Below are 25,002 nucleotides of genomic sequence, written 5' to 3' on the forward strand. Positions count from 1 at the left end.
AACCTATACCATCACTATATGAAATTCTTTACACTACTCATATTTATACTTGGCTGCAGCCTGCCGGCCGATGCCCAGGATGAGCCGAGGCTAACCATTGGGGCCAAGGGGGGACTCAACTTCTACAGCCTGAGCAGCGACGAACTGGTAGAGGACGACGACACTGGCCTGAGCTATGAGTTCGGGGTTTACGGCCGTATAGGAGAGCGGTTTTTCGTGCAGCCGGAGCTAAACCTGGTGAGCCACAAGACGCACCTCATTACCCGCACCCAGACCCGCGTGGGCGAGCGTGACGCGCTTACTGTGCGCTACCTGCGCATACCCGTGCTGCTGGGCTACCGCACAGACTACAGCGGTCCGGTGGCTACGCAGGTGCGTTTTATGGCGGGTCCTTCCATCTCCTATGCCTTTTCTGTGGTAGACAATAACATAGACGTGAGCCGCGGTGACTTGCAAAAGGCCCAGTTCGCCCTCAATGGCGGTATTGGTTTTGAGGTCTGGCTGCTGCACCTGGACCTGATGTACCACCACTACCTTACCTCACTTTTTAACGATGGGCGATCATCGGGCAAGGGCCGTGCTTTCTCAATCTCAGCAGGATTAGGTTTTTAACCGGTTTATACTTTCAGCCTCACGATAGTTTATGCAGTATACCGTTATACTTGTGCCCGGCCTCGGCGACTCCGGCCCCGATCACTGGCAGAGCCTTTGGCAGCAGCAGTTCCCGGCTTTTGAGCGGGTACAGCAGCAGAACTGGGACAAACCTACGCGCAAGGAGTGGGTAGAGGAGCTAGACCGTATGGTGCAGCAACATAACCCCGGGCAGGTGGTGCTGGTGGCGCACAGCCTGGCCTGCATTGCCGTGGCCTTTTGGGCGCAGAAGTATAACCGGAAAATAAAAGGGGCCTTGCTTGTTGCTCCTGCCGATACCGAAGCGCCCCTGTTTCCGGAGGAAGCGAGTGGCTTTGCCCCCATACCCATGCAGCGGTTGCCGTTTAAAAGTATACTGGTGAGCAGCAGCAACGATGCGTATATGCAAACCAGGCGGGCGCAGCAGCTAGCCACCGCTTGGAGCAGCCGCTACGTCAACATCGGCATGGCCGGCCACATCAACAGCGCCTCCGGCTACGGCCGCTGGGACCAGGGGCTGGAGCTGCTCAAAGGCCTCTGCGGCACTTCGCGGTTGTAGTAATCTAATCACCTATGGCCAAGTACGGAGCTAGTCCAGGATTTGAGGCTTGTTTAAGAGGGGAGCCATACTTACTGCTTCTGCTTGTCATCCTGTAAGGATCCTGGTGGAAGGGAGGTTATGCTATGGCTACAAAGTATAATCCACCAAGTATAAACCCACCCCTAGCCCCTCCGAGGAGGGGAATTCTGTAGCACCTGGTCCAACCACCCCTGCCCCTCAGAGCTGCGCTCGCTACCTTCGAACTCTCGTTCTCGGTAGTCCAAGGAGGGGAGCCATACTTACTACTTTCCCTGTCATCCCGAGTACTCTCGAGGCGAGAGCCGAAGAGAGCCAGCGTAGCTGTGAGAGATCTATCGGGAATTCTAAAGAGATCTCTCCCATAGGTCGAGGTGACAAATAGCGATGGCTATCGAACTAGAACCCAGTCTTTGGGTTGAGCGCCTATGCGAGTTTTTCCGGTGACGAGCGCAAGCGAGACAGCCCGAGGTACGAGGGCAGGAAAAGCTCCCAGCGCGATGCCCTTATCGAGGGCCCCTACCCCCAGGACGAGCCCTCTCGGGCTTGAGAGCAGAAAGTATACTATGGAACAAGTTGGTTGTAAAGCCGTGGGTCAGCGGCAGCTACTAAGGATAGCTCGTGTCAAGTTGCGGGAAGCCGTGGCTAAGTCAAGGCACAAGCGGACGCTTGCGCTAGGGAGGCTATAGGGACAGCAAGTATAAATGAACAAGTATAGAAGTATAAAGTTGGCGTACGCGGATTTGGAAAGGGCTCCGGAGAAGGGTGCCTGCAACAGCGAAACCGTAATAAAATCTAAATCTTAATTGATCTGCTTCCTGAACCCACCTTTGCCACTGCCTCTCCGGCCTTTGCTGGTGGTGCCGAAACTCTTGGCTCGTACACTACTGCCCCCACTTCCACTACTACCCTTAGCGATGCCCTTCAGCTGTTCCACTTCCTCAGGAGTCAGCTCGCGCCACTCACCGGGCTGCAGAATGCCTATACTCAGCGGGCCTATACTTGGGCGGATCAGGCGGAGCGTGGGGTAGCCCACGGCAGCGGTCATACGGCGCACCTGGCGGTTCATGCCCTGCGATATTTTGATCTCCAGCCAGGAGGTGGGAATGTTCTTACGGAAACGGATCGGGGTAGAACGCTCCCATACTTTAGGCTCTTCCTCCAGCAGGCGCACCTTGGCCGGGGTTGTTTTGCCGCCCTTTATCTGAACGCCTAGCCGCAGCCGCGTCAGCGCCTCATCGGCGGGCACATCCTCCACCTGCACCCAATACGTTTTCTCTACCTTAAACTTAGGGTCGGAGAGGCGGTGCTGCAGCTGCTTATCGTCGGTTAGCAGTACCAGGCCCTCGCTGTCGTAGTCGAGGCGGCCAACGGGGTAAATGCCGGGAACAGGTACAAAGTCCTTCAGCGTGGCGCGGCCTGCCTCGTCGGTAAACTGCGTGAGCACTTCGTAGGGCTTATTTACTAGGATGTATTTCAAGATAAAAGTATAAATCGTGAATAATTAGGCTGTACCTGCCTGCTTTTGCTGCTTGGCCTGCCATTCCTCAAACTCCGGTTTCAGGAGCGAGAACATGAGGGAGTCCTCCAGTCGGCCGCCTACCAGGTAGTGGTTGCGCAGCAGGCCTTCGCGCTTAAAGCCAAAGTGCTGCACCAGCTGCAGCGAGGGCGTGTTATAGTCTGCGATGAGCGCCTCCACGCGGTACAGATCCATTTGCCGGAAGCCAAAGGTAAGTATACTTTCCAGCGCTTCCGTCATCAGGCCTTTGTTTTTATACTTTGGATTCGTCATGGCATAGCCCACCTCTGCGCGGCGGTGGCCGGGCACCCAGGTATGGTAGTCGCAGTGGCCGATGACCTGTTTTGTGTCGCGGTCCAGCAGGTGAAAGCCCTTGAAATCGTGAAAATACGTGGTGATGCCTTTGGTGTAGCGCTCCTCCATTTCCTCGAACTGCTTGTCGGTCTGCAGGTGCAGGTATTCCATAATCTCCTCCTTGGTCTTCTTCAGGAAAAGCTGGTTGAAAATGGCCGGTGTCAGCTCGCGGAGCAGCAGACGCTTGGTAGTAAGGATGATAGGGGAGGCGCTAAACATGTGGCAAAGTATAAACCCGGTCCTACCTTATACTTCTGCCACAGCCGTACGTTGCCCGGATCAGGACTTGCAGCATCAACAACTAATAACGAGTAACTAACAACGAATAACCAAACGTTAATAACTGCCATTATACTTGCGCACGAACCACTCTACTATCACCAGGCCCAGCAGCAGGAAGAAGAGCCATTTCAGGTCCACCAGGTCGTTAAGTTCTTCCTTACTGTAGATCACGTTTTTATAGTCGGCCTGCAGGATGTCCTGCTCTAGCTGCTGCAACTCCTGCGGATAGTAAAGCCTGGAGCCACTGTTGCTGGCCAGCTGGAAGAGCAGGTTATGGTCGGCCACGGCGTTGAGGGCCTCCAGTTGCAGCTCCTCCACCACAAACTCGCCCTCGTCTTTCTGCTGCTGCCGGTTTATACTTGCGGTGGCGGTATAGGTATAGTGCCCGCCGGGTAAGGTGCCGATGTTCACGCCGCTCTGGTTCTCGCCGTTGGCAAAGGTAAAGGTGCGGGTTTGCTCATCTTCGCCGGTTATGTTCAGGGTGATGTTCTGGCCATAGATCGGCTCCAGCGCCTCGTTGTAAGCCTCGGCGTTAAAGCGGACCTCGTCGGAACTCGTATACTCGGTTTGGGCGGGGTACACGTTCAGGCGCTTTTTATTGCGTGGTGCATTCAGCAGCTGCACCAGGTTGGTGATGAGCTGGTTGTAGACCTGCGGCTGCTCGTGGTTGGCGGCCTCCTGCAACCGCCACTGCCAGGTGCCCGAGGCCAGCAGCACGGCGTTACGCCTGTCGCCGGAAGTTTGCACGGCCAGCAGCGGCTTATTCGTGCGCACGCGGCCCACCTGCTGGTAAAGTATAACTTCGGTGTTCGGGGCGAGTCTTATCTCCCCGAAAGGCACCCGCGCCGGTGGGTACTCCTGCAGCCGCTCCGCCGCGTTCTCCGGCAGCTGGAAATTGCTGAAGTTAGAATTCGGCACGGCCGTTACCTCATCGGTCTGGCCGCTGCTGATGAGGTTGATGCCCACGTTGAGGCGGTTGAAATTGGGCAGGTCGCTTTGCGGACCGAGGATGTAGAGGGCAGGCAGGTTCTTCTGGCGCACCAGGTTTAGCGCGGGCTCGGCACCGGCCATGCGTCCGGGCAGCTGGTGCAGCACTGCCACATCGTAATCCTGCTGCTTCAGCTCATTCACACTAGGTATAAAGAGCTCCGTTTCATAATTCTCGTTTGATTCTATGGCAGACCGGATAGCCTTGATGTCGGGGTGTGGGGCAGCGGCGGCAAGGAGTACTCTTATCTTGCCTTTCACCACATCGATGTAAGCATGCTTGGTGTTGTTGAGGGTAGTGAACTCGCCCTCCAGTGGCTCTACCTGCACCACGTAATGGCGCTTGCCCAACCCACTGGCCAGCACCTGGAACGGCACCTGCTGCGCCGGCTGGTTATCTTTAAAGAGCACTTTTTTGCTGGCGATGGTTTTCCCGTTCTCCTGCAGTATGACGTTGGCTGTCCGTCCGCCGAAGCCCTCGTGTTGCAGCTCCACCTCCAGCGGAAAACGGTTGCCGCTGTAGTTTACCTTGTTGTAGCGTAGCGAGGCTACCAGCACATCCTTCTTCGGCACGGTATCGCCTACGGCCACCGGGTACAAAGTATAACCGTAGTTGGCGTAGGTTGGCGACATGCCCTGGTTCACGATGCCATCCGACAGCAGCACCACGCCTGCCAGGTTCTGCTCCGTGTACGAGTCCTGCACCCGCTGCAGCAGCTGGCTCAGGTTGGTGGTTTCGGAGCCATACTTCACCTCGCTCATACTTTCCTGTTGATCCTCTCCCAGCGTCTGAATGGCGGTGCTGTAACCCTGTTCCTCCAGTTGCTCCCGCATCTGCTGCAGTTGCTGCTGCGTGGCCTTCAGCGCCGCAGAGTCAGAAAAAAGCTCAACCGACTGCGAGTTATCCAGGGCAAATACAATGGTAGGAGGCACCGTGGTGTTCGATACATACCGTACCAGCGGCCCCATCAACAGAAAACACAGCACACTTACCACCACAAAGCGCAGAGCTGCCAGCGCATAGTTCAGCGGCTTTGGCCAGGGCGTTTTTTTGCTATAGAGCAGCCACGCATACAGCGCGCCCGCTGCCAGGCAGGCAAGAATAAGCCAGGGTGAGGCGGTGGTGATGAGGCGGAGCGAGCTCAAGGGAGTTTAGGAGTTAGAGAGTTAAAGAGTCCAAGAGTTATACTTTATAGCTAGGTTTTGCTTTACGGGAGCATTGTAAGTAATGGTGCAGGTAAAGTATACTTAATGGCACAAGTGTCTGATTGTGCTACACAGGCAAAAGCGGATACTTGCGCCTTACTTAATTACCGATATCACAGCAAAACTAAAGTTAAAACAAAAAGACCAATGCTACTAACGTAAACGCCGCGGCATTGGTCTTTTTCTAACATCAGGTTTGATTGCTTGTAGAGGATCACTCCCCAACTCCCAAACTCCTAAACTCTTTAACTTACTAGGTTAGCATGCCGCCGTCTACCTGCAGCACCTGGCCGGAGATGTAAGCCGAGTCGTCGGAGGCCAGGAACACGGCTGCTTTGGCCACATCCTCAGGGGTACCGCCGCGCTTCAAAGGTATAGCCTTGCGCCACTCGTCCACTACTTTCTGGTCCAGCTCGCCGGTCATCTCCGTCTCGATAAAGCCCGGGGCGATGGCGTTGCAACGGATGTTGCGCGAGCCCAGCTCCAGCGCCACCGACTTGGTAAAGCCAATAATGCCCGCCTTAGAGGCTGCGTAGTTGGCCTGGCCCGCGTTGCCTTTGATACCTACCACCGAGGTGATGTTGATGATGGAACCGCTCTTGGCGCGCATCATGTGCTTGGTGGCCGCCTTGGTTACCGCAAAAACCGACTTCAGGTTCACGTTCATCACGGCATCCCACTGCTCCTCGTTCATGCGCATCAGCAGGCCGTCGCGCGTAATGCCGGCGTTATTCACCACCACGTCTATCCTGCCAAACTCTTTTACCACGTCCTCTACCAACTGCTCGGCCTGGGCGTAGTCGGAGGCGTCGGAGCGGTAGCCTTTTACTTTGCCGCCGCCAGCTGCCAGTTCCTGCTCCAGTTGCTGTCCTTTTTCCACGCTCGAGAGGTAGGTAAACGCTACCTGGGCGCCCATCTCCACAAATTGTTGTGCAATGGCGCGTCCTATTCCTTTTGATGCCCCGGTAATGAGGGCTACTTTTCCTTCTAATGCTTTCATAGGAGCCAAAGTTAAAAAAGATTTCGGTATTCCGATGCAGCGGCTACAGCGGCAGCGGTAGCAGGTATGGAAACACCTGTTGCTAAAGGGATTGCCGGGAGTATAACAAAGGGATAATGTAAGTATAAAATGTAGCTATATATAAGTTTATTATGTGTATGATTCCATGGAAAGTATTGTAACATATTTACAATCTGAATATTGTGCGAAAATTGGCTTTTATTTTTATAGGTTAAAGTCTATTTTCGTGACCATTATTAACCAAAGGTACCCCAAATTTTATGTTGAAACGCAGAAAAGGACTCGCCATCCTGATCGCGTTGTCGTTTTTGATCTGCATTACGGCTGCGCAAACATTGGACTTTATCCCGGTAAACCTTCTGGGCGCTAAACGAGCGGAAGCGGCCTCCACGCAGGAAGTTGCTGAAGGAGAAGAGGAAGTTAAATTGCCTGCGCCCGTCGTCTACGGCATTGCCACCGACTCGCTGGAGATAGTAGAGGGAGAGGTGGCACGCGGGGAGGTGCTCTCGCAGCTACTTGCCCAGTACAATATCGACGCTCCCACGGTGCATAACCTGGCCCAGAAGGCGAAAGATGTATTTAATGTACGCAGGATTGCCGCCGGCCGTAACTACATGATCCTGCACCGGCGCGATTCTGCGCAGACTGCCCAATACTTTATTTATGAGCCGAACCAGGTAGAGTACGTGATCTTCGACCTGCGCGACAGCCTGGCGGTAACGCTGGAGAAACGCAAGGTAGAGGTAATAGAGCGTACCATTGCCGGTGAGATAAACAGCTCGCTGTACGTAAGTATGGTGGAGGCCGGGGGATCGCCGCAACTGGTAAACAGCTTTGCCGACATCTTTGCCTGGCGCCTTGACCTGAACCGCCTGCAGCCCGGCGACAATTTTAAGCTGATCTATGAGGAGAAAGTGGTGAATGGCCAGACAATAGGTTTTGGTGAGTTGAAGTCGGCCGTTTTCGAGCACGAGGGCGAGGAGATTTATGCCATCGGATTTGATGAGGGAAATGGCATCAATTACTACGACCAGAAGGGGCAGAGCCTGAAAAGAGCTTTCCTGAAGGAGCCACTGGAGTACACCCGCATCAGTTCCCGCTTCTCCAAGCGCCGTTTCCACCCGGTGCAGAAGCGCTACAAAGCCCACCTGGGCACCGACTACGCCGCCCCGCGCGGCACGCCAATACGCACAGTAGGCGATGGAGTGGTAGTGGCGGCCCATTATACCAGCGGCAATGGCTATTTCGTAAAAGTGCGCCACAATGATACGTATACCACGCAGTACCTGCACATGTCTAAGTTTGCGAAAGGCATCCGTAAAGGAGCGCGCGTAAAAATGGGACAGACCATCGGCTACGTAGGCAGCACAGGCCTGGCTACCGGTCCGCATCTCTGCTATCGCTTCTGGAAGAACGGCCGCCAAGTAGATGCCCTTAGCGTGAAACTGCCAGCCGCCAACCCGGTAAGCAAAAAGCACCTGGATGCCTTTGACGTGCTAAAAGGAGAAACCATGCAGCGCATGCAGGCTATCGATATCAAGAGCGTGAAACAGGAGCTATTGGCTTCCGGTAAAAACAAAGAACCAAATGATGCATAAAGCTATACTATAAGTGAACATTTGATTGTTAAAGCAAAAGGCGCTGTTCTCAGCGCCTTTTGTTGTTTTATGGCTTGGGCAATTGTTGCCCATGGAGTATACTTCCTGTTTCTGGCGCAGGTCCAGGCTATCCTTACTTGCTGCCGTTCATCCACGGCTTTACAACCTGCTCGTTTCATATCTGACAGTGGTGCTCTCAAGCCCGAGAGGGCTCGTCCTGGGGGTAGGGGCCCTCGATGAAGGGCATCGCGCTGGGAGCTTTTCCTTTGCTCCTGCGTCGCAATGCCTCGCTTGCGCTCGCCACCGGAAAAACTCGCATAGGCGCTCAACCCAAGGACTGGGATCGGATTCGATAGTTGCCGTTCTTGCTGTCATCTCGACCTTTGGGAGAGATCTCTCGCCCTGCTTGAGATGAGAGGGAGTATAGCAAGTATAATTCCCCTCCTCGGAGGGGCTGGGGGTGGGTTTACACGTGTAGGGACAGGTCGGGACCTGTCCGCGCGATACCAGCGACTAAGAAACTTATACTTTAGCAGTAGCAAATGCAGACTCCCCTCCTGGGGGTAGGGGCCCTCGAAAAAGCCAAGGAGGGGCAGGGGTGGTTGGGCCCGGTTCAGCAAAACTCCTGCCCCTTTCTACTTATGGCAAAGGAAAACCCGGGGCTATTTACAATACTTCTTCAGGTAGGGCTCTGCTTCTTTCAGGCCCAGTTTCTTGGCTTTGGACCAGTCGGAGCAGGCGTTGGCCTTCTCGCCGATGTTGTAGCGGGGCGCGCCGCGATTATAGTAGGCTTCGGCGTAATCCTTATCCAACTCAAGGGCCTTGGTGTAGTCTGAGATGGCGCCGCTGTAGTCTTTCAGGGCGTAGCGCACCAGGCCGCGGTTGTTAAAAGCGCGGGCATCCTTCGGGTTCAGCTCCAGCCCTTTGTTAAAATCCAGCAGGGCAGCTTTATACTCGCGCATGTTGTACCGGGAGAGGCCGCGGCTCAGGTAGGCTTCGGCATATTTCTTATCGGCGGCGATGGCCCTGGTGAAATCCTCGATGGCACCCCGGTAATCGCGCAGGCGGTCCTTGGCCACCCCGCGGTTGGTAAGGGTAGGGGCATGGCGCGGCTCCAGCCGCAGCACCTGGTCGTATTGCTGTATCGCCTCGTTGTACCTTCCGGCCTTAAACTGCTCATTTCCGCTCCTGAAAAAGTCTTTTGCCGTTTGCTGTGCAGCTGCGGTGAAGGTGAAAAGCACAAAAAATAAAAAGGGTAGAATTTTAAGCATGCGCACTCAGAATTTATACTTTCGGGGGCTAAAGTACGGTAGTATGGGGCACTCTCAAAATTTAAGTAGGATATTTATGGTATAAGGGCTGAGAGTCCTATCAAGTTCTTGGCAATGTGCTAGAAGTGAGGGAGGTAAAAGGCGGTTTTGCAGAGTTGGGATTATCGTTTAATTTTGTCAGCAAACTATAATAAAGAAACTATGGCATCAAAATACGATTTAGTAGTGCTGGGTAGCGGCCCGGGTGGTTACGTGGCGGCAATCCGTGCTTCGCAGCTTGGTATGAAAGTGGGTGTTATTGAGCGTGAGTCGCTGGGTGGCATCTGCCTGAACTGGGGCTGTATTCCGACAAAGGCACTGCTGAAAAGCGCAAACGTTTTCGAGTACATCAACCACGCTGCTGACTATGGCATCACCATCGGCGAGGCTTCGGTAGATTTCAATAAAGTGATTCAGCGCAGCCGCGGCGTGGCTGACGGCATGAGCAAGGGTATCCAGTTCCTGTTCCGCAAGAACAAGATCGATGCGATAATGGGCAACGGAAAGATCGTTGGCAAAGGCAAGATCGAGGTGACGGATGCTGATGGCAAGAAAGACACCGTAGAGGCGACCAACATCATCATCGCCACAGGTGCCCGCTCGCGCGAGCTGCCTAACCTGCCCATCGACGGCAAGAAGATCATCGGCTACCGCCAGGCCATGGCCCTGGATAAGATGCCTGAAAGTATGGTAGTGGTTGGCTCTGGCGCCATCGGGGTGGAGTTTGCCTACTTCTACAACGCCATGGGTACGAAAGTGACCATCGTGGAGTACATGCCGAACATCGTGCCGGTAGAGGACGAGGAGGTATCGCGCCAGTTGTCCAAGTCGTTCAGAAAAGCCGGTATCAACATCATGACCGATTCTTCTGTGGAGCACGTGGACACGAAGGGCGACCTGTGCAAGGTAACCGTTAAAACGGCCAAAGGCGAAGAAATCCTGGAGGCAGAGGTAGTACTTTCAGCCGTGGGTATCCAGACAAACCTGGAGAACATTGGCCTGGAAGAACTGGGTATTAAAGTAGACCGGGGCCGCGTGGTAGTGGATGAGTTCTACAAGACCAACGTGGATGGCATCTACGCGATCGGCGATATTGTGCCGGGCCCTGCGCTGGCGCACGTTGCTTCTGCCGAAGGCATCATCTGCGTGGAGAAAATGGCCGGACACGATCCGGAGCCGTTGAACTACGGCAACATACCGGGCTGTACGTACTGCTCTCCGGAGATCGCCTCTGTTGGCCTGACCGAGAAGGCGGCCCGCGAGCAAGGCCTGGAGGTTAAGGTAGGTAAGTTCCCGTTCTCAGCTTCTGGTAAGGCAAGCGCCGCCGGTGCCAAGGATGGCTTTGTGAAAGTGATCTTCGATGCCAAGTATGGCGAGTTCCTGGGCGCGCACATGATCGGTGCCAACGTAACCGAGATGATCGCTGAGGTAGTGGTAGCCCGTAAGTTGGAGACCACCGGCCACGAGATCATCAAGTCGGTGCACCCGCACCCAACCATGAGCGAGGCGATTATGGAAGCCGCCGCTGCCGCGTACGACGAGGTGATCCACCTGTAGCCAGGATGTATAACCGCACAAAATAAAGAAGAGGCTGGCCGATCTTTCGGCCGGCCCCTTTTATTTGAAGAACCTGCCGCCCGCCACTGAAGTATAATAGAAATATTTTGGGCTCGGCTGTGTACCGGCACAATAGAAGTATACTTTACGCGCCGCAGACTTTCTTCTGTTCCAGGCAGCTAAGCTTATATTGGTGTGTACTTCTGATCCTCTTTGAGCGTCCGGGGGCCCAAATAAAATGAATTTATATTTCCGGATGGTGTTATTGGATCAGTATTTGATCATATACCTGTCCGTCAGGTTTTACATCAGTACCCTTGATTCACTCTTTTGCTCTTTCAGCCTTTGTGTGAGTTTGGTTTTACCACACGTATTCCCCATTTATGAAGCTAAAAGGCAAAGTAAAATTCGTATCCAGAGATAAAAACCTCTTCTTCGCTACCCTCCGAAAGCGCGTAGATCTATACTTCGCAGAGAACAACATCCCCAGAACGGCCAACACAGCCATGATCGTAAAGAGCGTGGTGCTGTTGTTAAGTTATATCCTGCCGTTTATTGCATTGCTGGCGCTGCAGCCGGCTTTCCCGCTTAGTTTACTGCTTTGGTTCGTAATGGGCCTTGGTGTGGCCGGTATTGGCATGAGCGTGATGCACGACGCTAACCACGGCGCCTTCTCCGGCAATAAAAAGGTCAATTTCCTGATGGGGCATACCCTGAACCTGGTGGGCGGCTCGGCCTTTAACTGGAAGCTGCAGCACAACATCCTCCACCATACCTACACCAACGTGGTGGAGATGGACGAGGACATACAGGACAGGCTGGTGCTGCGTTTCTCGCCGCACACCAAGGTGAAGTTCTTCCATCAGCTGCAGTGGGTGTACGCCTTCGTGTTCTACGGCCTGCTCACCCTGTACTGGGTGGTTGCAAAGGATTTTGTACAGTACAAGCTGTTTATCAAAAACGGCGTGAATGCCAACACGGCTGCCGAGAACCGCACCATGCTCGGGAAGATCATTACGATGAAGGTTTTATACTTCTTTGTGGTGCTGGCGGTGCCAACGTTGTTTTTCGGCATCCCTTTCCTGGAGGTTATACTTGGGTTCCTGCTGATGCACTTTGTAGCCGGCATCATCCTTACGGTGGTATTCCAGTTGGCACACACGGTGGAGGGTACGAGTCACCCCAGACCTGATGAGAACGGCACCATCGAGAACGATTGGGCCATCCACCAACTGAACACCACCGTGAACTTTTCGCGCCATAACAAACTCTTGTCGTGGTACGTGGGCGGGCTGAACTTCCAGATCGAGCACCACCTGTTTCCACGGGTCTGCCATGTGCACTACCCCGCCATTGCCGGCATTGTGAAAGAAACCGCCGAGGAGTTCGGAATCCCTTACCTGGAGAACAAGACATTTGGCCAGGCCGTACGTTCTCATATAGCCACGCTCTACCGCTTCGGCAGACTGCCAGGCATGAATGAGGCGATCGGTTAAAATTTATCATCCGGGTAAGTGTTGCCAGAAGCCAGAATTTCTAAATTTGCGCCCGTTTTACGAATCATCAAGCATACCGAATGAAATTAAAAGGCAAAGTAAAATTCGTCAATAAAGACAGAAACCTCTTTTTCGCCACTTTGCGCAAGCGCGTCGATACCTATTTTTCAGAGAACAATCTTTCCAAGTCGGGCAATAGTAAGTTGCTGGTAAAGAGTATTATACTGCTGTTACTATACCTTATTCCCTTTGCAGGGCTGCTTGCCTTCACGCCATCCCTGGGTATAAGCCTGGCGCTTTGGTTCATGATGGGAATTGGCGTGGCCGGCGTGGCGATGAGTGTGATGCACGACGCCAACCACGGCGCTTTCTCCAAAAGCAAAACCATCAATTACCTGATGGCGCACTCCGTGAACCTGCTGGGCGCGTCGGCCTTTAACTGGAAGCTGCAGCATAACATCCTCCACCATACCTACACCAATGTGGTGGAGATGGACGAGGACATCGACGACATTGTGTTCATGCGCTTCTCGCCGCACACCAAGGTGAAGTTCTACCATAAGATACAATGGGCTTACGCCTTTATGTTCTATGGCCTGCTCACGCTGTACTGGGTTATCCTCAAGGATTTTCTGCAGTTCTTCCGCTATATCCGTAACGGCGTGAACGCCAACTCGAAGGCTAAGAACCAGGTGGCCTTCGCCAAGATCGTGGCATTTAAGGTGCTCTACTTCTTCTCGATCTTGGTTGCCCCGACGCTCCTGTTCGGCATCCCGTTCTGGGAGGTTGTGCTTGGCTTCCTGCTGATGCACTTCGTGTCGGGTATTATTCTTTCCACGGTCTTCCAGCTGGCGCATACGGTGGAGGGCACGAGCCACCCGTTGCCTTCTGAGAGCGGCACTATCGAAAACGATTGGGCCATCCATCAGCTAAACACAACGGCTAATTTCTCGCGCAGGAGCAGGTTGCTTTCCTGGTACGTGGGCGGCCTGAACTTTCAGGTGGAGCACCATCTGTTTCCGCGCATCTCGCACGTGCATTACCCGGCCATCGCCGATATCGTGAAGGATACCGCCGCAGAATTTGGCATCCCGTACATCGAGAGCGAAACGCTGGTGCAGGCCGTAAGGTCGCATCTGGCCACGCTGCACCGCTTTGGCCGGCTGCAGCTGCCCCGCCTGAGCGAAGTGATGGCGTAAAGTCTAACACAAAAGATTATGATGAAACGGCAGGAGGGAAACTTTCTGCCGTTCTTGCTTTATACGCATACCTGGCCTTCTTCCGGACCTTGGCGTTTTTGAGTAATTTAGCGCGGAAGAACCGTTATACTTATGCCTGAAACCCGCATCATTCCCTGCTCCCTTGCCGACCTTTATTCGTTGCAGGACATCGCCATCCGCTCCTACAACGACCATTACCTATACTTGTGGTTTGATGGCGGCGCCTGGTACGTAGACCGCAGTTTCAAGGAGCAAACCCTGCGCGAGGAGCTGTCCGACCCGCACGCGGTTTTCTGCCTGATCTATGCGGATGAAGAATTGGTAGGCTTCCTGAAACTTAATTTGCATAAGGCTTTTGAGAACTACCCGGCAGAGGAGGCGCTGGAGCTGGAGCGTATCTACCTGACCAAAGCAGCCTCGGGCAAGGGTATTGGCCGGGAGGTGGTAAAGTTTACCAGAGAGGTGGCTGCAAAGTGTAACAAGCGCGTTATCTGGCTCAAGGCGATGGACAGCAGCCGCTCCGTAGATTTTTACGAACAGAATGGCTTTGTGAAGTGTGGCTCGTATACGCTGCCTTTCGAGCAGATGAAGCCGGAGTACCGGGGCATGCATGTGATGAAGCTGGAACTGTAGGGTGTCTCGTTGAGATGCCAATGTACCTACACTAAACTTTAGGCGCCTGCAGCCTGTTGTACAAAAGCGCACCTGCTGGTGCCGCATTAGAAAGTATAAAATTTGGAAACAACCTACGACATACTCATTATCGGAGCCGGCCCGATCGGCCTAGCCGCCGGGTTGGAGGCGCAGCGGGAGGGGCTGAGTTACCTCATCGTGGAGAGGGGCTGCCTCGTCAATTCTATCTACAACTACCCGCTCAACATGACCTTTTTCTCCACCTCGGAGCGGCTGGAGATTGGCGGCATCCCGTTTACCTCACTTAATGCCAAACCAACGCGGGCTGAGGCGCTGGAGTACTACCGCCGCGTGGCCGACTCGGCTAAGCTGAACATAAACCTGTTTGAAGAGGTGCAGTACCTGCAGCCGGAGGCCGATGCCTACCGCATCGGCACCAGCAAAGGCCGTTATCTGGCCCGCAAAGTGGTAGTGGCGCTGGGCTTTTACGGCATCCCCAACCTGCTGCACGTGCCGGGAGAGGAGTTGCCGAAAGTGCGCCACTATTACTTCGACCCGCATTATTACTTCCGCCAGAAAGTGGTGGTGGTAGGAGCCAACAACTCCGCCGCCGATGTTGCCCTGGAAACCTGGCGCAAAGGTGCCGACGTGACGCTGGTGGTGCGCCAGCCGGAGCTTGGAAGTATAAAGTACTGGACCAAACCCGACCTGGAGAACCGCATCAAGGAAGGGGAGATAAAGGCGTACTTTAACACAAGTATAACTGAGATTCGGGAGCGTGAGGTGGATATACAAACGCCGCAGGGAAAGGTAACGCTGGAGAACGACTTTGTGCTGGCCATGACCGGCTATCAGCCCGACTTCGGCTTTCTGGAGAAGATTGGCATACAACTGAGCCAGGACGAGAAGCGCTACCCACAGTACGACCCGGAGACAATGGAAACGAACCAGCGCGGCGTATACCTGGCCGGCGTGGTGTGCGGCGGTATGGACACGCGTGTTTGGTTTATAGAGAACTCACGGGAGCATGCCGTAAAAATCGTCAAACACATAAAGCAGGTGCTGCAGGAGGAGGAAGTATAAGTATAGCTGCAATAAAGTAAGTGCAGCAATTGCTGTAGCAGGCGGTGAAGGCCGTGGAGGAAAATGGCTTTACCCGTAGCTGGGCAAGTGTGGCCAGAGGCATCGCTACGCCAAAAGCCACACTTATTGTATCAGCACACTGTCAAACACAGTGTATTTTATATTTGCCTATCCCAAGTGTAGCACAGATTTTCTGCAGCACCGGGTCCAACCACCCCAGCCCCTCCTTAGCTAAGGAGGGGAGCCTGTAGCTGCTGTTGCTCAAGTATAAATTCCATAGCGCGGGTACAGCGCGGACAGGTCGCGACCTGTCCCTACAAGTATGGAACCCACCCTTTCCTGCTCTTTCGGATTTGCAATCCGGAAGTATAATAGCCGCGGATTTGTAATCTGCCCCGGCAAAGGCAGTAGCTACGGACAGAAAAGCGGATTGCAAATCCGCAGGTAACAGCGTTCCGGATTGCAAATCCGGAACAGCAGGAGGGGGATTATACCTCACCCCAGCCCTCTCCTAAAAACAGGAGAGGGAGTTTAACGATACTGGGTCTAACCACCCCTGCCCCCTTCCAAGGGGGACTTGGCTGAAGCTGCGTCAACGGAGGCAATCGAACCTGATCCCAGTCCTTGGGTTGAGCGCCTTGTAGATTTCCGGTTTCGCTTTAGCGAAATTGCGGAGACCGCAGGTCAAGCAAAGGAAATGTACACCGCGCGATGCCCGAGGACGAACCCTCTCGGGCTGGAGAGCAGAAAGTATACTATGGAACAAGTTGGTTGTAAAGCCGTGGATGAACGGCAGCTAGCAAGTATAACTTAGTTCCAGTGGAAGGAAGCAGGGGCTAAGAGAGGCACAAGCGGACGCTGGCGCCAGAGAAGTATAAAGTATATCCAAAGTATAAAACCTGCCAAAATAGGAACTGAGTAAACCTGGCGCTATCTTTGCACATTACACATATCCCAACTTCCAAAAAGAAACTATACGTTAGGTTTTTAAGTTGATGGGAACAACACCGGTCGGGAATGGCCTTTGGCAGCTTGCTGCACTTATATCAAATTCCGGCCTCCTTACCGCAAAAGCAGCGCACAAAGCGTTGCGCGGTTTTATTTGAAAAACCATTGAATGACATTCGAGAATCTTAACTTGATAGAGCCAATCCTTAGAGCTCTTAAAACAGAAGGATACACCACCCCAACACCCATCCAAGCCAAATCCATCCCGCTTATACTTCAGAAAAAAGACCTGCTAGGCTGTGCCCAGACGGGTACCGGTAAAACAGCGGCTTTCTCTATTCCTATTCTGCAGTTGCTGCACGAGAAGCAGGGAAGCGACAAGGGACAGCGCAGGATCAAAGCACTGATACTGACACCTACCCGCGAGCTGGCGCTTCAGATTGCAGATAGCATAGACGCGTACGGCAAGCATACGGGCCTGAAGCATACCGTTATTTTCGGTGGCGTGCCGCAGAAGAAGCAGACCGACGCCCTGCGCGCCGGCGTGGATATTCTGGTGGCCACCCCGGGCCGTCTGCTCGACCTGATGGCGCAGAAGTATGTGCACCTGCAGCATATTGAGCTGTTCGTGCTGGACGAGGCGGACCGCATGCTGGACATGGGATTTGTGAATGACGTGAAAAAGGTGCTGAAAGTGCTGCCGGAGAAAAAGCAATCGCTGTTTTTCTCGGCTACTATGGCCCCGGAGATCATGAAGCTGGCTGATACCATCCTGGTGGATCCCGCCAAGGTGGAGGTAACGCCGGTTTCGTCCACAGCCAATACCATTCAGCAGTCGGTATACTACGTGAAGGGCCCGGACAAGCGCAAGCTGTTGCTGCACCTGCTCAAGGACGAGGAGATGGAGAGCGTGCTGGTATTTACCCGCACCAAGCGTGGCGCTGACCGCGTAGCCAAGGATATTGCCAAGGCTGGCGTAACAGCAGAGGCTATCCACGGCAACAAAGCCCAGAACGCCCGTGTGCGTGCGCTGGATAACTTTAAGTCGCGCAGAACGCGTGTGCTGGTAGCCACTGATATTGCCGCCCGCGGTATCGACGTGGACGACCTGAGCCACGTGGTGAACTATGAGCTGCCCAACGAGCCTGAAACCTATGTACACCGCATTGGCCGTACGGGTAGGGCAGGGGCAAGCGGTATCGCGCTTTCGTTCTGTGGTGCCGATGAGGTTCCGTACCTGGCCAGCATCCAGAAACTGATCTCTAAGAACGTACCGGTAATCGACAACCACCCGTTCCCGCTCACAGCCAAAGATTTTGCCGAGGCAGCCAGCACTGTGAAGGAGCAAAAGAAGCAAGGCGGCAGAGGCGGACGCGGCAACTGGAGCAACAGGCCATCTGGTGAAGGCCAGCGCAGCGCAGGCAGCGCCAATGCCAACAGGCCAGCCGGCGGACCCCGCAACGGAGGCAACCGCACCAGTGGTAACCGAAACAGAACGCACCAGTCAAGCTAATAAAGCTTAACTTCTTTTAAAGTATAAAAGTCCTGCCGGAGCTGATCTGGCAGGACTTTTTTTGTGTGGTTGAGTCAGGAATAGCCGGTTAAGTGAGGCGGAGCGGGATGAACCGCATTCCCCGCAGTGTCGGCCTGTCCTGAAGGATTACGCGAGGATTGCGTGTCGAAGGTTCCGGAAGCCTTCGGAGTGTCTTGCTGGCTACGAAGTATAAAAACACTACCAGGCATCAAAAATGCTGTGAAGCTAGCCCTCCGTCACCGCCTGCCTTGTACGACTCACTAAGTATACCCCGGCGAAGATGAATAGGGCGTATAACGCTTTCTCCAGCGTGAAAACATCCCTTCCCACGCCAATCGCGATCACGATGGCCAGCACCGGCTGCAGGTAAATATAGGCCCCCACCAGCGAAGGGTTGGCATAGCGCAGCGCCCAGGTGTTGAACAGGTAGGCAATGATGGTAACGGCGATCACCATAAACACTAACGACCACCAGATGGAATCCGGAAAAGAGCTGTAGTCCGGCTCCAGCACCTGCTGCCAGCCAAACGGAAGCACGATAACAGCACCCACGGTAAAGATGCGGCTCACCACGGTAAAAGCATTATACTTCTGCATCAGCGGTTTCACCAGCACTAAGTATAAACCGAACGAGGTGGCGTTGAGAATAATGAGCAGGTCACCCCAGAGGTTGCCCGTGGTGTGTTCGCTGCTGGAAGTATAGATCAGCAGGAAAGCACCCAGAAAGGCCAGCGCAATACCCGCTACCTTGCGCTTGCTGATGCGCTCCCGCAAGAGTATGGCCGAGAACACCAGCACCACCACCGGCACGATGACCATGAGCAGGGCCGCGTTGATGGGCGCCGTTAGGTTCAGGCCGGCAAAAAAGCAGAGCTGGTTGATGGCCACACCCGTTACGCCGCAAAGTATGGCCCGCAGGTTATCGTTCCATCCCACGATCTTCTCCCTGGTGACAAGCCGCGTAAATATCCCGAAGAAAATGGCCGCCGACACCACCCGGATCACGATCAGCCCGAACGGCCCCATGTAGGCGGGCATCACCGCTTTGGCGATGCTATAGTTGCTGCCGTAGATCAGGGCCACCAGGAAGAGTGCCCCGTGCACCTGCAATTGCTTATTCATAGGGCAAAGGTACGTGCTAAATCGTGCCGCTCCGTATAAGGGAGGAAACAAAACAACACCTAAAACGACAAGGTATATGAACGGGATGCCCCTTACGGTGCGGCGGTCAATAGAAATAATGGGACTGTTCTTTCTGGGATGGTTTATTGTGCTGGCAAAGGGGCTGCTGACTCCACTGTTGCTGGCCTTCTTTATCAGCATCATGCTAATGCCGCTCTACCGCTTCTTCACAAAGTATAAACTGCCCGACGCGCTTGCCATTATAATCAGTATCCTGGTCATGGTGGTTGTGTTTGGCCTGATCATCTGGTTTTTCTCCTCCCAGATCGGAAACCTGGTATCCGATTTCCCGGTCATCCAGAAAAACGTGACCAACCACCTGAACGCCCTGAGCGCCTGGATCGGGGAGCACTCGCCCTTTTCCACCACCGAGCAGCTGGACTTTATAAAGGAGCAAAGCAACAAACTGTTGGGGTTCACGGGCACTATCCTGACCGGGGCCGCCGGGTCGGTTACCTCGCTGGTGGTGCTGCTGGGTTTGCTGCCTATCTATATCTTCCTGATCATGTTTTACAAGAACCTGCTGTTGCGCTTCGTCTTTTTCTGGTTCCCGCAGGAGCAGCACGGCAGGGTGGAGGAGACGCTGCAAGAGATGCAGGTGATCATCAAAAGCTACCTGTTCGGCCTGCTGATACAGGTGAGTTACATGACGGTGCTGCTGGGCGGTATCCTGCTCATCATCGGCATTAAACACGCGCTGCTCATCGGGCTGATCTTCGCCTTCCTTAACCTGATCCCCTACGTAGGGGCCTTGTTGGGCAACATTATCGGCGTGCTGCTGACCCTGGCCTCTTCGTCGGAGCTGTGGCCTGTATTTGCTGTGTTGGGCACCATCACGTTCGTGCAGTTCCTGGACAATAACATCCTGATGCCCCGCATCGTGGGCTCTAAGGTAAGGCTGAACGCGCTGGCAACCATTGTGGGCGTGATTGTGGGCGGGGAGATTGCGGGGGTAGCCGGCATGTTCCTGTCGTTGCCCATCATAGCCGTGCTCAAGGTAGTGTTCGACCGCACCGAGCAGTTCAAGCAGTGGGGCGTGCTGTTCGGCGACGAAAGACCTGATAGAAGCCCGATGGAGGTGCCTTTTTTACGAGGGAAAAGCGAGCGAGTCCGGAAGAAGCTGGAGCGGGAAAATAAAGTGGAGCCCCCCCACAAGAGCTAAGGGAGCGCATTTATACTTACCTCTTTGCCCGCAAATTCGTAGCTTTGCCTTTACCGACACCGGAGAAACTTAGAGCAGATGAACCACCCGAACATACCCCTGGCCGAGCGCATGCGGCCCCACAACCTGGATCAGTATTACGGACAAAAGCACCTGGTAGGGCCTGACGGCATTCTACGCCGCTACATCGAGGGCGGCGTGATACCCAGTATGATTCTGTGGGGGCCTCCGGGCGTAGGCAAAACCACGCTGGCCAACATCATCGCCAACCAAATGAAAGTGCCTTTCGTGGCGCTGAGCGCGATCAACTCCGGTGTAAAGGACATACGTGAGGTAATTGACCAGGCCAAAAAGCGGCAGGGCACCGTGCTGTTCATCGACGAGATCCACCGGTTTAACAAGTCGCAGCAGGATGCCTTGCTGGGCGCTGTGGAGAAGGGCACCGTAACCCTGGTGGGCGCCACCACCGAGAACCCTTCCTTTGAGGTGATCTCGGCCTTGCTGTCGCGCTGCCAGGTATACATCCTCAAGCACCTGACAAAGGATGAGCTGATAGAACTGGTGGACAAGGCGCTGGCGCAGGACGAGTGGATGAAGTACCGCAAGGTGCGGGTGCAGGAGTATGAGGCCCTGCTGACAATATCCGGCGGCGATGCCCGCAAACTGCTGAACCTGCTCGAGATCGTGGCCGAAGGGGTGAAGGCGGAGGAAGTGGTGGTGACAAACGAGCTGGTGAAGCAGGTGGCGCAGCAGAACATCGTGATGTATGACAAGTCCGGTGAGATGCACTACGACCTGGTTTCGGCCTTCATCAAATCCATTCGGGGTTCCGACCCCAACGCTGCGGTTTACTGGCTGGCGCGCATGATCGAGGGCGGCGAGGACCCGAAGTTCATTGCCCGCAGGTTGCTTATAGCCGCTTCTGAGGACATTGGCCTTGCTAATGCTAACGCCTTGCTGATGGCGACCAACTGTTTCCAGGCGGTGCAGATGATCGGTTATCCGGAAGCAGAGATCATACTTTCGCAGTGCACGATCTACCTGGCTACATCGCCCAAAAGCAACGCCTCGTACAAGGCCATCAAAACGGCGCGGGCGCTGGTGCAGCAAACCGGAAATTTGCCTGTGCCGCTGCACATCCGCAACGCGCCGACCAAATTGATGAAGGAGATCGGCTACGGCAATAACTACAAATATGCTCACGACTACGAGGGGAACTTTGTGGCCCAGGAGTTTATGCCGCAGGAGCTGAGCAACACCGCGCTCTACCAACCCGGGAAGAACGGCCGCGAGAACGAGATGCTGAAGCAGCTGCAGGCGCAGTGGGGGAAGAAATATCGGTATTAGAAAGTTAGAAAGTTATGGAAGTCTAACAACTAATAACAAACAACCAACTACGTGAACAGGATCATCTTTATACTTTCGTTTGTGCTGCTGATTGCTTTCTACATTCTCTGGGGGCAGCTGGGCTACCATTTTGGCAGCATACTGGTGTTTGTGGGCACGGTGGCGCTGATATACTTCCGCAGGCGCTACCTGGGCATGCGGCCGTACTGGGCCGGCAGCTTGTCTGATATTCCCAAATACTTTAAATTACCCTGAGTTAAAGCTTTCTTACTTTCTAACTCAATAGGTTTGTCTAGAAATAATTGTGGTTGGTCGAGTTGGGGTGGGGAGGATGAACTTTAAGCCTTAAATTTGATTATGATGTAGGGGAGCGGACGGCTCCTGAAGTAAAACGAACCAATTTAAACCCTGACATACCATGCTAAATTTCCTGAAATATGTGTTGGCCACCTTTGTAGGCTTGCTCATATTCTTCTTTATCAGCGTCCTGTTGCTGATCGGCATTGCCGCCAGCACAGCCTCTGAAGACGAGGTGAAGGTTGCTGATAACTCCGTGCTCGAGCTTAAACTGAACAGGCCCATCACCGAGCGCGACCCTAAAGACCCTTTTTCTGAGATCGGCTTCTCGTTTGGCGGGTTCTCCAGCACCGATGGCCTCGACCAGATCAAAGCCTCTATCCGCCGCGCCAAGAACGATGACAAGATCGAGGGCATTTTCCTGAACATGACCTTTGTGGATGCCGGGATGGGCAAGCTGGAGGAGATCCGCAACGAACTGATCGACTTCAAGGAGTCCGGCAAGTTCATTGTTTCCTACACCGACCTCTCTACCGAGAAAGCTTACTACCTGGCCTCTGTGGCCGATAAGATCTACCTGAACCCGATGGGCACCATTGAGTTTAATGGCATGAGCTCGGAGCTATACTTTGTAAAGCGTATGCTGGATAAGCTCCACATCGAGGCGCAGGTATTTAAGGTGGGAACCTACAAGAGCGCCGTAGAGATGTTCTTCCTGGAGAAGGCCAGCGAGGCCAACCGCGAGCAGGTAACCTCTTTCCTGAACTCCATCAACAACTACCAGCTGAACCAGATCTCCAAGTCGCGCGGCGTTACGGCCGAGGAGCTCAAGAACGTGCAGGACAACCTGCTGGTGCGCGACCCCGAGGACGCTAAAAAGCATAAGCTCATCACCGACATCGGTTACTACGACGAGGCCATCACCTACATAAAAGACCAGCTTGGGCTGGAGGAGCAGGACAAGTTGGAGATGGTGCAGCTGGCCAAGTATAAAAAGGTAAAAGACAAGGACATCAGCACGTCTAAAAACCGCATTGCACTTATCTACGCCGAAGGCGATATCGTGGATGGGGAAGGGGACGAAGACAACATTGGCGGCCACCGCTTTGCCGAGGCCATCCGCGACGCCCGACTCGACGAGGATGTGAAGGCCGTTGTGCTGCGCATCAGCTCCCCGGGTGGCAGCGCCTTGGCCTCTGATGTGATCTGGCGCGAGGTACAGCTCACCAAGAAGGTAAAGCCGGTAATTGCCTCTATGTCTGATGTGGCGGCCTCTGGCGGCTACTACATTGCCATGGGCGCCGATACGATTGTAGCGCACCCGAACACCATTACCGGCAGCATTGGCGTGTTTGGCGTGGTGCCGAACATGGAAGGCTTCCTGGGCGATAAGCTGGGCATTACTGTGGACCATGTAAGCACCGGCAAATTCTCTGACATGCCTACCGTTACCCGCCCGATGACGGCACAGGAAAAAGAGATCATGCAGCGCCAGATCGACCAGATCTACGAGGTCTTTACAGGCAAGGCCGCGCAGGGCCGCAACATGACGCAGGACCAGCTGAAGGAATATGCCTCGGGCCGCGTTTGGTCAGGTGCAGAGGCCATGGAGCGCAAGCTGGTGGATGTGTACGGCGGGCTGGATGAGGCCCTCGCCATTGCCGCCAAAAAGGCTGGCGTAGCCGATGATTACCGTCTGAAGGAACTCCCTGCCCGCAAAACGTTCTTTGACGAGTTGCTGGGAGGTATGGGTGCCAAGGCGAAAGAGCAGGCCATAAAGGCCGAGATGGGGGAGCTTTACCCCTACTACAAACTCTACAAAAAAGCCTCTACGATTGTGGGCGCCCAGGCACGCATGCCTTATGAGATGATTATAGAGTAAGAGTGAATGAATGTGTGCATGAATGATTTTGCACAACTTTGATTCTGTAACTTTAAACCGCTCCGGATAACTTTGCCGGGGCGGTTTTTGTTTTATGGCAAGGCTATTTTTTGCAACTTGCCTACCTGTACTTTCGGCTGCGGCCAGTAGCGGCAGGCAAGTATAAAAATGAGGCAGTGCGTAAGGTATGGGGTGTGATGAAAATCATTTTAACTGATAAGTCGAACCTCTTACTTCGCGCCAGCAAAACGTAGAAACTAATTCACCCATTCAGTCATTCACAATTAAAGCCATGATGGAGCAATTACAGGAATCAACAGAACATATAAAAAGACAGATCGGCGACTTCGAGCCTGAATTCGGCATTATACTTGGCACCGGCCTCGGCGCGCTGGTAAATGAGCTGGAGATAGCGCATGCCATCGATTATGCAGCTATCCCGAATTTCCCGGTATCTACGGTGGAGAGCCACTCCGGCAAGCTGATTTTCGGGCACCTGGCCGAGCGCCGCGTGGTGGTGATGCAGGGCCGCTTCCATTACTACGAAGGCTACAGTATGGAGCAGGTGGTGTTTCCGGTGCGCGTGATGAAGTTGATGGGTGTACGGAAGCTGTTCGTGTCGAACGCCGCCGGCGGCCTGAACCCGGCCTTCAACACCTCCGACCTAATGGTGATCACCGACCATATCAACCTGCAGCCAAGCAACCCGCTGATCGGCAAGAATATAGACGAGCTGGGGCCGCGCTTCCCCGACATGAGCGATGTGTACGATGAGCACATGATACGCGAGGCGATGGTGATTGCCGAAGACGCCGGCTTCACATTGCAGGAAGGGGTTTACGCCAGCGTGCCCGGCCCCATGCTGGAGACACCCGCAGAGTACCGTTACATCACCATCATCGGTGCTGATGCCGTGGGCATGTCCACGGTGCCGGAAGTGATTGCGGCCCGCCATATGGGCATGCAGGTGTTCGCCATTTCTGCGATCACGGACATGGGCACCCCGGACCGCATCAAGAAAGTAGTGTTGTCAGATATTCTGGAGGCGGCTGCCATTGCAGAGCCACGCATGGCGCTGATCATCCGGGAGCTGGTGCGCCGCGCCTAGCAGGGTGGCAAAAATATAGAAGTATAAAATGCGCAAAGGCAGAAAAACTTGGTGTTTCTGCCTTTGCGC

20 protein-coding genes are annotated in these 25,002 nt (G+C 54.2%); 14 read left to right on the plus strand and 6 right to left on the minus strand.

Annotated features, from left to right (window positions below; genetic code table 11):
• The first annotated feature begins 18 nt into the window (after positions 1–18).
• Together OH144_RS02075 and OH144_RS02080 are read left to right on the plus strand one after the other, a co-directional pair.
• Positions 19–612 (plus strand): porin family protein, encoded by a 594-nt coding sequence (locus tag OH144_RS02075; RefSeq protein ID WP_266204625.1) that lies wholly within the window; start codon positions 19–21, stop codon positions 610–612.
• 31 nt (positions 613–643) lie between these two features.
• A complete protein-coding gene (locus OH144_RS02080; protein ID WP_266204626.1) occupies positions 644–1,189 on the plus strand; it encodes an RBBP9/YdeN family alpha/beta hydrolase in 546 nt (181 codons plus the stop codon).
• 820 nt (positions 1,190–2,009) lie between these two features.
• On the opposite strand, the gene OH144_RS02085 is transcribed toward OH144_RS02080, so the two are convergent.
• From OH144_RS02085 to fabG, 4 genes are all read right to left on the minus strand, one after another.
• Positions 2,010–2,687 (minus strand): pseudouridine synthase, encoded by a 678-nt coding sequence (locus tag OH144_RS02085; protein WP_266204627.1) that lies wholly within the window; start codon positions 2,685–2,687, stop codon positions 2,010–2,012.
• A gap of 24 nt (positions 2,688–2,711) precedes the next feature.
• A complete protein-coding gene (locus tag OH144_RS02090) occupies positions 2,712–3,299 on the minus strand; it encodes a GNAT family N-acetyltransferase (protein ID WP_266204628.1) in 588 nt (195 codons plus the stop codon).
• A 117-nt stretch (positions 3,300–3,416) separates the two neighbouring features.
• Positions 3,417–5,495 (minus strand): vWA domain-containing protein, encoded by a 2,079-nt coding sequence (locus OH144_RS02095; RefSeq protein ID WP_266204629.1) that lies wholly within the window; start codon positions 5,493–5,495, stop codon positions 3,417–3,419.
• 313 nt (positions 5,496–5,808) lie between these two features.
• The gene (fabG, locus tag OH144_RS02100) at positions 5,809–6,555 is read right to left on the minus strand and encodes a 3-oxoacyl-[acyl-carrier-protein] reductase (RefSeq protein WP_266204630.1); all 747 of its coding nucleotides are present in this window, start codon (positions 6,553–6,555) and stop codon (positions 5,809–5,811) included.
• Between the two features lie 281 nt (positions 6,556–6,836).
• On the opposite strand from fabG, the gene OH144_RS02105 reads away from it, so the two are divergent.
• Positions 6,837–8,174, plus strand: coding sequence for a peptidoglycan DD-metalloendopeptidase family protein (locus tag OH144_RS02105; RefSeq protein WP_266204631.1), 1,338 nt, complete (start codon positions 6,837–6,839; stop codon positions 8,172–8,174).
• 662 nt (positions 8,175–8,836) lie between these two features.
• Here OH144_RS02105 and OH144_RS02110 read toward each other — a convergent pair.
• Positions 8,837–9,445, minus strand: a complete 609-nt coding sequence (locus tag OH144_RS02110) for a tetratricopeptide repeat protein (protein ID WP_266204632.1) — start codon at positions 9,443–9,445, stop codon at positions 8,837–8,839.
• A 201-nt stretch (positions 9,446–9,646) separates the two neighbouring features.
• Here OH144_RS02110 and lpdA point away from each other — a divergent pair, with 201 nt between their 5' ends.
• From lpdA to OH144_RS02140, 6 genes are all read left to right on the plus strand, one after another.
• Entirely contained in the window at positions 9,647–11,041 is a 1,395-nt protein-coding gene (lpdA, locus tag OH144_RS02115; RefSeq protein ID WP_266204633.1) for a dihydrolipoyl dehydrogenase, read from the plus strand.
• Positions 11,042–11,424: 383 nt separating this feature from the next.
• The gene (locus OH144_RS02120; protein ID WP_266204634.1) at positions 11,425–12,537 is read left to right on the plus strand and encodes a fatty acid desaturase family protein; all 1,113 of its coding nucleotides are present in this window, start codon (positions 11,425–11,427) and stop codon (positions 12,535–12,537) included.
• A gap of 80 nt (positions 12,538–12,617) precedes the next feature.
• Positions 12,618–13,736, plus strand: a complete 1,119-nt coding sequence (locus tag OH144_RS02125) for a fatty acid desaturase family protein (RefSeq protein WP_266204635.1) — start codon at positions 12,618–12,620, stop codon at positions 13,734–13,736.
• 132 nt (positions 13,737–13,868) lie between these two features.
• Positions 13,869–14,390, plus strand: coding sequence for a GNAT family N-acetyltransferase (locus OH144_RS02130; RefSeq protein ID WP_266204636.1), 522 nt, complete (start codon positions 13,869–13,871; stop codon positions 14,388–14,390).
• 102 nt (positions 14,391–14,492) lie between these two features.
• On the plus strand, positions 14,493–15,473 hold the full coding sequence (locus tag OH144_RS02135; RefSeq protein ID WP_266204637.1) for a YpdA family putative bacillithiol disulfide reductase: 981 nt from the start codon (positions 14,493–14,495) through the stop codon (positions 15,471–15,473).
• Positions 15,474–16,590: 1,117 nt separating this feature from the next.
• Entirely contained in the window at positions 16,591–17,934 is a 1,344-nt protein-coding gene (locus OH144_RS02140) for a DEAD/DEAH box helicase (protein WP_266204638.1), read from the plus strand.
• A 246-nt stretch (positions 17,935–18,180) separates the two neighbouring features.
• Here OH144_RS02140 and OH144_RS02145 read toward each other — a convergent pair whose 3' ends face one another.
• Positions 18,181–19,077, minus strand: a complete 897-nt coding sequence (locus tag OH144_RS02145; protein ID WP_266204639.1) for a DMT family transporter — start codon at positions 19,075–19,077, stop codon at positions 18,181–18,183.
• A 76-nt stretch (positions 19,078–19,153) separates the two neighbouring features.
• On the opposite strand from OH144_RS02145, the gene OH144_RS02150 reads away from it, so the two are divergent.
• The 5 genes from OH144_RS02150 to OH144_RS02170 all read left to right on the plus strand — a co-directional run bounded on the left by OH144_RS02150 (position 19,154) and on the right by OH144_RS02170 (position 24,933).
• Positions 19,154–20,299, plus strand: coding sequence for an AI-2E family transporter (locus OH144_RS02150; protein WP_266204640.1), 1,146 nt, complete (start codon positions 19,154–19,156; stop codon positions 20,297–20,299).
• 78 nt (positions 20,300–20,377) lie between these two features.
• Entirely contained in the window at positions 20,378–21,646 is a 1,269-nt protein-coding gene (locus OH144_RS02155) for a replication-associated recombination protein A (protein WP_266204641.1), read from the plus strand.
• Between the two features lie 51 nt (positions 21,647–21,697).
• Entirely contained in the window at positions 21,698–21,901 is a 204-nt protein-coding gene (locus OH144_RS02160) for a hypothetical protein (RefSeq protein WP_266204642.1), read from the plus strand.
• 163 nt (positions 21,902–22,064) lie between these two features.
• Positions 22,065–23,825, plus strand: a complete 1,761-nt coding sequence (sppA, locus tag OH144_RS02165) for a signal peptide peptidase SppA (protein ID WP_266204643.1) — start codon at positions 22,065–22,067, stop codon at positions 23,823–23,825.
• 292 nt (positions 23,826–24,117) lie between these two features.
• Positions 24,118–24,933 (plus strand): purine-nucleoside phosphorylase, encoded by an 816-nt coding sequence (locus OH144_RS02170; RefSeq protein ID WP_266204644.1) that lies wholly within the window; start codon positions 24,118–24,120, stop codon positions 24,931–24,933.
• The last annotated feature ends 69 nt before the right edge of the window (positions 24,934–25,002 follow it).

Source organism: Pontibacter kalidii, assembly GCF_026278245.1.
In the GTDB taxonomy this organism is placed as follows: Bacteria; Bacteroidota; Bacteroidia; order Cytophagales; family Hymenobacteraceae; genus Pontibacter; species Pontibacter kalidii.

What these genes read in the sequence shown, in the direction of transcription:
- OH144_RS02110 (WP_266204632.1), bottom strand. Translation starts at nt 9,445, where the DNA reads ATGCTTAAAATTCTACCCTTTTTATTTTTTGTGCTTTTCACCTTCACC.
- sppA (WP_266204643.1), top strand. Translation starts at nt 22,065, where the DNA reads ATGCTAAATTTCCTGAAATATGTGTTGGCCACCTTTGTAGGCTTGCTC.
- fabG (WP_266204630.1), bottom strand. Translation starts at nt 6,555, where the DNA reads ATGAAAGCATTAGAAGGAAAAGTAGCCCTCATTACCGGGGCATCAAAA.
- OH144_RS02140 (WP_266204638.1), top strand. Translation starts at nt 16,591, where the DNA reads ATGACATTCGAGAATCTTAACTTGATAGAGCCAATCCTTAGAGCTCTT.
- lpdA (WP_266204633.1), top strand. Translation starts at nt 9,647, where the DNA reads ATGGCATCAAAATACGATTTAGTAGTGCTGGGTAGCGGCCCGGGTGGT.
- OH144_RS02170 (WP_266204644.1), top strand. Translation starts at nt 24,118, where the DNA reads ATGATGGAGCAATTACAGGAATCAACAGAACATATAAAAAGACAGATC.
- OH144_RS02120 (WP_266204634.1), top strand. Translation starts at nt 11,425, where the DNA reads ATGAAGCTAAAAGGCAAAGTAAAATTCGTATCCAGAGATAAAAACCTC.
- OH144_RS02150 (WP_266204640.1), top strand. Translation starts at nt 19,154, where the DNA reads ATGAACGGGATGCCCCTTACGGTGCGGCGGTCAATAGAAATAATGGGA.
- OH144_RS02125 (WP_266204635.1), top strand. Translation starts at nt 12,618, where the DNA reads ATGAAATTAAAAGGCAAAGTAAAATTCGTCAATAAAGACAGAAACCTC.
- OH144_RS02105 (WP_266204631.1), top strand. Translation starts at nt 6,837, where the DNA reads ATGTTGAAACGCAGAAAAGGACTCGCCATCCTGATCGCGTTGTCGTTT.
- OH144_RS02130 (WP_266204636.1), top strand. Translation starts at nt 13,869, where the DNA reads ATGCCTGAAACCCGCATCATTCCCTGCTCCCTTGCCGACCTTTATTCG.
- OH144_RS02080 (WP_266204626.1), top strand. Translation starts at nt 644, where the DNA reads ATGCAGTATACCGTTATACTTGTGCCCGGCCTCGGCGACTCCGGCCCC.
- OH144_RS02090 (WP_266204628.1), bottom strand. Translation starts at nt 3,299, where the DNA reads ATGTTTAGCGCCTCCCCTATCATCCTTACTACCAAGCGTCTGCTGCTC.
- OH144_RS02155 (WP_266204641.1), top strand. Translation starts at nt 20,378, where the DNA reads ATGAACCACCCGAACATACCCCTGGCCGAGCGCATGCGGCCCCACAAC.
- OH144_RS02145 (WP_266204639.1), bottom strand. Translation starts at nt 19,077, where the DNA reads ATGAATAAGCAATTGCAGGTGCACGGGGCACTCTTCCTGGTGGCCCTG.
- OH144_RS02075 (WP_266204625.1), top strand. Translation starts at nt 19, where the DNA reads ATGAAATTCTTTACACTACTCATATTTATACTTGGCTGCAGCCTGCCG.